The organism is Kaistella sp. (assembly GCF_041824135.1).
GTDB lineage: Bacteria > Bacteroidota > Bacteroidia > Flavobacteriales > Weeksellaceae > Kaistella.
This window is the reverse complement of record NZ_JBGZYM010000104.1, coordinates 1-4,395: the sequence shown is the minus strand read 5'-3', so window position 1 is coordinate 4,395 and position 4,395 is coordinate 1. Positions and strand designations below refer to the sequence as shown.

3 protein-coding genes and 1 pseudogene are annotated in these 4,395 nt (G+C 36.9%); all 4 read left to right on the top strand.

Annotated features, from left to right (window positions below):
- The first annotated feature begins 522 nt into the window (after positions 1–522).
- Positions 523–1,761, top strand: a complete 1,239-nt coding sequence (locus ACEYOS_RS13430; protein WP_373710263.1) for an OmpP1/FadL family transporter — start codon at positions 523–525, stop codon at positions 1,759–1,761.
- A gap of 14 nt (positions 1,762–1,775) precedes the next feature.
- Positions 1,776–3,224, top strand: coding sequence for a G-D-S-L family lipolytic protein (locus ACEYOS_RS13425; protein WP_373710262.1), 1,449 nt, complete (start codon positions 1,776–1,778; stop codon positions 3,222–3,224).
- Between the two features lie 92 nt (positions 3,225–3,316).
- On the top strand, positions 3,317–4,255 hold the full coding sequence (locus ACEYOS_RS13420) for a ribose-phosphate pyrophosphokinase (RefSeq protein WP_373710261.1): 939 nt from the start codon (positions 3,317–3,319) through the stop codon (positions 4,253–4,255).
- A gap of 48 nt (positions 4,256–4,303) precedes the next feature.
- Positions 4,304–4,395: pseudogene (locus ACEYOS_RS13415) on the top strand (50S ribosomal protein L25); the annotation flags it as partial.

The window sequence follows — 4,395 nt, the reverse complement described above, 5'->3', positions numbered from 1 at the left end:
TTAATATTCGAGAGCCAATCGAAAACGCTTAATTTATAGCTATTTCCGCAAGTATCTACACTTTCACAGCCATTCGCAGATTTTGTTCCGCAAGAATGGGACGAATCGCCGGATGTTTTACATCCACAACTCATATTTATATTTTTGTTATATGTTGCAAATTTAGTATAATTTTTTTTGTATATTTCAATGATACCTAATTTAACACTATCGATTTTTTAATTATGAGAAAATTGGCATTTACGTTATGAATTATTCATCATTATATTAATTATTATGTAAATCATACAATTAAAAAAATAAAAATGGATTCGGTTTTATTGATTTCATTTAAATTAAACAGGAATATTCATGTTAATTTTATTTTTTCTTTAAACCCTTTAAATAAAAGGATTATTAGGTATTTATCCATATAAGAAATTTAAACATTAGGCATGTAATAGCATTTGTTTAAAATAAATTAAGAATATTTAACAATTGTTTAAAAAATAATTTTATATTTGGAACATTAATAATGATTTTATGAAAAAAATAGTTTTAACTACAGCATTGTTAGCTGGTGTTCTTGCTCAAGCTGGAGGCTTTAGAGTTTCTTTACAAGGCGTTAAGCAATTGGCAATGGCTCACACTAGTGCTCACGCAGAAGATGCGAGTGTTACTTTCTTCAATCCTGCAGGAATGTCTTTTATTCCCGCTAAACTAAGTATTGCAGCTGGTGGGTTCGGAGCGAAATCAAGTGTGACGTACCAAAATTTATCAACTCTTGAATCTTTTGACACGAATAATCCACTTGGAACTCCACTTTATGCAGCAATTGCATACAGAGTTTTAGACAATGTATCTGTGGGTTTCAATTTTTCTACACCGTTCGGAAGCACGATAGAATGGCCTTCAGATTGGGCAGGTCGTGAAATCGTTCAACGTTTAGAATTGAAAGCTTTTTATTTCCAGCCAATGATTTCCTTTAAATTAGCTCCTTGGGCATCTGTCGGAGGTAGTTATATTTATGCAAAAGGAAGTGTAAATTGGGATAAAGCAGTTACTCAGTTAGGTGGAAGTTTAAATCTTACCGATGATAAAGCTTCAGGAAGTGGTTTTGGAGTAGGGTTCTATTTGCGACCAACTGACAAGCTTGATGTGAGTATCGCTTATCGTTCACCAATTGATATGGAAGCAGAAAACGGAGTTGTTAGCTTTGATATTTCTCCTGCCTTGTACCCTAATTTAGGTTTGGATGCTACTGGGAAGGACTCATTTAAAGCAACGCTGCCTTTAGTAGATGAATATACAGTTGGGGTTACTTATAAACTTACGCCGAAATGGTTAATTTCTGGAGATTTCAATTATAGTGGTTGGGACCGATATAACAAATTGACACTTGATTTCGCTAATGCACCAATTGGTAACCAGCCGAACGATCCAACAATTTTAGTAAGTCCGAAAAATTTCAAAAATACACAGACGTGGAGAGTTGGAACGCAATATCAAATTAATGATATGTTCGCAGCACGCGCCGGATATTATTATGATGAATCGCCATATGCTGATAAGGATTTCCAGGCTGAAACACCATCTTTCGATTCAAACGTTGTTACGGCAGGTTTAGGAATTAACTTGATGAAAGGATTTGGAGTAGACATCGCTGGTGGAATCGCATTTCCAAAAAGCAGACTGGTTCAAAACGATTACAATAACTTCTACGGACAAGCGAAAGCGAAAGCTTATTACTTCGGTTTAGGGGTATCATATAACGCATTTTAAGATCTAATTTAATTATGAAAAAAATATTAATTTCAACAATCGCTGTTTCAGCATTATTTTTTACAGTAAGCTGTGAAACAGACTTTGATACAGACGTAAGTAGCGTTCAGGTAACCAACGGTCAGGCTAACTTTACGAAATTTGTTTCGATAGGAAACTCACTGACTTCTGGGTACAGAGATGGAGCTTTATATATTGATGGTCAAAATGAATCCTTTCCATCGATGATGGCTCAACAAATGGCTTTAGCTGGTGGTGGAGCTTTCAAACAGCCTTTAATGGCTGACAACTTAGGCGGAATTCCGTCTGTAGGTTTAACCAATAAAAGAATTCTAACTCCTGCTTTAGGAGTAGAAGTTGCTCCAGGAACTGGCACGACTACTTTGGCGAGTATCTTTTCTTCTGGTCCTTATCAAAATATGGGGGTGCCAGGTGCGAAGTCTTTCCATTTAGGTTTGGCAGGTTATGGTAGTGCAGCAGGCTTAGGTACAGGAACTGCGAATCCTTACTTTGTAAGATTTGCTTCTAGTGCAACTGCTTCCGTGATTGGTGATGCTGTTGCTCAGGCTCCAACATTTTTCTCGCTTTGGATCGGGAATAACGATGTTCTTTCTTATGCAACAAGTGGAGGTACTGGTGTAGATCAAACAGGAAACATTAATCCTGCAACTTATGGACCTAATGATATTACTGATCCAAACGTAGTTGCTTCAGTAATTAATGGTTATGTAACTGCATTAACTGCAGGTGGCGCAAAAGGAGTTATTGCAAACATTCCGAATGTGACAACAATTCCTTACTTTACAAGAGTTCCTGCAAAACCTATTCCGGGAGAACCTTCGACAGTTTCTCAATTGAATACTGGCTATGCGACGTATAACGCAGGATTGGGTCAAGCTAAAGCATTGGGATATTTATCTCAGGCAGAATATGACCAAAGATTTATCAAGTTTACAGTAGGTGTTGCTAACGGTGCGGTGATCGTAGATAAAGATCTTACCAACCTTGCTGCCTTAGGAATTCCTTCTTACAGACAAACGACTTCTAAAGACTATATCTTGTTGACTGCCTCTGCAGTGTTAACGCCAACTGCGGGTGGTGGAACTTCAGTTCCTTTAGCAGATGGTTTTGTATTGACAGAAAAAGAGACTGCAAAAGTTTTAACTGCAACTGCAGCGTATAATGCTTCCATTAAATCAATTGCTACAGCAAAAGGATTGGCGTTTGTTGACGCTAGTTCGAAAATGGCAGAGCTTTCTAAATCTTCAGGAATACAGTTTGATGGAGTGAAATATACAGCAACTTTCGTTACGGGAGGAACATTCTCACTAGATGGTGTTCACCTTACAGGAAGAGGTTATGCCTTAATTGCTAACGAATTTTTGAGAGTGATCAATCAAAAATATAAATCAACTTTACCAATGGTAAACGTAAATAGCTATCAAGGAGTAACTTTCCCATAATCGTTATTTGAAAATCATTTAATTATAAAACCACTTGAATTCCTTCGAGTGGTTTTATTTTTTTAAATTTGCATATCTAAAAAAAAGTAAAAATGGCTGATCAGGCAAGTTATTTATTCTCTACCAGAACCAGTAAAGTTTTGGCGGAAAAAATTGCTCAATTCTATGGGCAAGAAATGGGGAAGATTAATTTCCAGGAATTTAGTGATGGGGAATTTGAACCCGTATTGGATGAATCTGTTCGTGGTGGACGGGTTTTTTTGATTGGATCCACTTTTCCACCAGCAGACAATCTTCTTGAGTTACTACTCATGATCGATGCGGCTAAAAGAGCATCTGCAAAAAGTGTCACTGTAGTTTTACCTTACTATGGTTTGGCAAGACAGGATCGAAAAGATCAACCGAGAGCACCAATCGGAGCTAAGTTAGTAGCAAATCTATTGACCGCAGCTGGCGCAACCCGCGTGATGACCATGGACTTACATGCAGATCAAATTCAGGGATTCTTTGAAATTCCAGTAGATCATTTGTATGCTTCAACTATTTTCATCGACTACATCAAGCAATTAAATTTAGAAGATCTTACCATCGCGTCACCAGATATGGGAGGAGCAAAAAGAGCAAAAAATTACGCAAGTCATCTTGGAGCAGATGTGGTAATCGCCTACAAAGAGAGAAAGAAAGCCAACGTCATCGAAGAAATGTTTTTGATTGGGCATGTTGAAGGACGAAACGTAATCCTTATTGATGATATGATCGATACCGCCGGAACCCTTTGCAAAGCTGCAGATATTTTAATGGCGAACGGAGCGAAGAGTGTAAGAGCAATGGCGACACATGGTGTACTTTCAGGTAAAGCATATGAAAACATTCAGAACTCTAAACTTTCAGAAGTAATTGTTACTGACACGATTCCTATCAAAACTGAATTGTCATCGAAGATTAAAGTGTTGTCTTGTGCAGAACTTTTTGCTGATGTAATGAAAATGGTTCACCAGCACAAATCAATCAGCGATAAATTTATTATTTAAAAATAAAAATGATATCTTTGCACCCTTAAAATTATTTAATATATTATAATGAAATCAATTACAATTCAAGGTACAAAAAGAGAAAGCGTGGGCAAGAAGTCTACTAAAGCCTTACGTGATGCTGAATTAGTTCCTTGTGT